Origin of the sequence: Streptomyces sp. UH6 (assembly GCF_013421635.1) — a bacterium.
GTDB classification, from domain to species: domain Bacteria; phylum Actinomycetota; class Actinomycetes; order Streptomycetales; family Streptomycetaceae; genus Streptomyces; species Streptomyces abyssomicinicus.
Genome location: NZ_JACADT010000982.1, coordinates 1 through 2,101, shown reverse-complemented (window position 1 = coordinate 2,101; position 2,101 = coordinate 1). Strand labels below are relative to the sequence as shown.

Sequence of the window (2,101 nt, the reverse complement as noted above, 5' to 3'; positions counted from 1 at the left end):
GGACGATCTCCAGCCACTCCTCGACGGTGTCGGCGGCCACCTCCGGAGCCACCTCGTAGGGCCGCCCTGCGGCCAGTGCCGCGTCCGCGCGGTGGACGGCCAGCTCGTTGCACATCCGGCGGGCCCAGAATCCGGCGGTGTGGTCCTGGTACCAGGACCACACCGGGGTGTCGGGCCCCGCCGCGCGCAGCGCCTCGGCCAGCAGCCGGCCGGACTCCCCGAACCACGCGTCCAGCGCCGCGGCGTCGCCCCGCTCCGCCGGGCCGTCGAGGAGCGGGACCCGCTCGTCGGGGATGTTCCCGGTGGCCCGTTCCGACACCAGCAGCGCGGCCCAGCGCAGGGCTCCGCCGACGTGCCGGACCAGCTCCTCCAGGGTCCAGTCGGGGCAGGTGGGCACTGTCGCGGTGAGGTCGGCGTCCGAGGCCAGGAGCGACCTCAGCAGGGTCACCTGCCGCTCGATGTGCGCGACGTGGTCCGCATAGGTAAGAGTGATCATCACGCGCACCCTAAGCCCTGCGGGTCAGTCCAGCACCACGATTTCCCCGGCGTCGAAGGAGACGTCCACCGTGTCGCCCGGCGCGGGCGCGTCCCGCAGCGGGCAGACCGCCTCCAGCTCCGGCGCCCGTCCTTCGGGGCGCAGCCGCAGCGAGACCTGGGCGCCCTGGAAGGTACGGGCCGCCACCAGGCACCGCAGCCCTCCCCCGTCCCCGGCACCCGCACCGTCCCCGGCCCCGTCACCGTTCCCGGCCGCGTCCCCGCACGTCACCCGGACGCCCGACGGCCGTACCAGCACGGTCCGTTCGCCCTGTGCGGAGCCCTCGGGCACCGGCGCCCTGCCCCACGGGGTGTCCGCGACCGCCCCGGTGACCGTCGCCCGTACGACGTTCTCGAAGCCGAGGAACCGGGCGACGAAGGCGTCCGCGGGCCGCTGCCAGACCTCCAGGGGGGTGCCGGACTGGGCGATCCGTCCGTCGCGCATCACCACCACCCGGTCGGCGAGGGCGAAGGCCTCGCCCTGGTCGTGCGTGACGGCCAGCACCGTGGTCCCCAGCCGGCCGAAGAGATCGCGGAGTTCGACGACCAGCCGCTCCCGCAGGGTGCGGTCGAGCTGGCCGAGCGGCTCGTCCAGCATCAGCAGCCGGGGGCTGGGGGCCAGCGCCCGGGCCAGGGCGACGCGCTGCTGCTCGCCGCCGGACAGTGTGCCCACGGCCCGCCGCCCGGCACCGGGCAGGCCGACCAGTTCCAGCAACTCCGCGACCCGTTCGGCCTGTTCACCGCGACCGACGCCGCGCATCCGCAGCCCGAACGCCACGTTGCCGGCCACGTCGCGCTGCGGGAAGAGCTGGTGGTCCTGGAACATCAGGCCCACGCCCCGCCGGTGCGCGGGAACGCGCGCCTGGTCGCGGCCGTCCAGCAGCACCCGTCCGGCGTCCATCGGCTGGAGCCCCGCGACGGCGCGCAGCAGCGTCGACTTGCCGCTGCCGCTGGGGCCGAGCACGCAGACGATCTCGTGTTCGGCGACCGCCAGGTCCACCGCGTCCAGGGCTGCGCCGCCGCCGAACCGGACCGTCGCGCCCTCCAGGCTGAGCAGCATCGTCAGAACTCTCCCGTCCGGTCGCCGCGCAGCCGCTCCAGCACCAGCAGCGCCGCCGCGCACACCACCATCAAGATCACCGAAAGGGCCATGGCCTGGCCGTAGTTGAGGTCTCCGGGCCGCCCGATCAGCTTGGCCACGGCGACCGGAAGGGTCGGGTTGTCGGGCCGCGCGATGAACACCGTCGCCCCGAACTCCCCCAGGGACACGGCGAACGCGAACCCGGCGGCGATCAGCAGCGCCCGCCGCACCATCGGCAGGTCCACCTCCCGCCACACCCGCCACGGCGAGGCGCCGAGCACGGCGGCGGCCTCCCGCAGCCGGTGGTCGACGGCCCGTAGCACCGGCAGCATGGTCCGCACCACGAACGGCACGCCGACCAGGGCCTGCGCCAGCGGGACCAGGATCCAGGTGGCCCGCAGGTCCAGCGGCGGCTCGTCCAGCGCGATCAGGAAGCCGAAGCCCACGGTCACCGCGGAGACGCCCAGCGGCAGCATCAGCAGCGCG

At 75.0% G+C, this 2,101-nt stretch carries 3 protein-coding genes; all 3 read right to left on the bottom strand.

Going from position 1 to position 2,101, the window contains the following annotated elements; translation table 11 throughout:
- Nucleotides 1–496: maleylpyruvate isomerase family mycothiol-dependent enzyme (locus HW445_RS28295; protein ID WP_180223700.1), on the bottom strand; the 496-nt coding region annotated here is incomplete at its 3' end.
- Between the two features lie 24 nt (nucleotides 497–520).
- The gene (locus HW445_RS28290; RefSeq protein WP_180223699.1) at nucleotides 521–1,594 is read right to left on the bottom strand and encodes an ABC transporter ATP-binding protein; all 1,074 of its coding nucleotides are present in this window, start codon (nucleotides 1,592–1,594) and stop codon (nucleotides 521–523) included.
- A gap of 2 nt (nucleotides 1,595–1,596) precedes the next feature.
- Nucleotides 1,597–2,101 (bottom strand): iron ABC transporter permease (locus HW445_RS28285; RefSeq protein ID WP_180223698.1); only part of this gene is annotated, 505 nt, incomplete at its 5' end.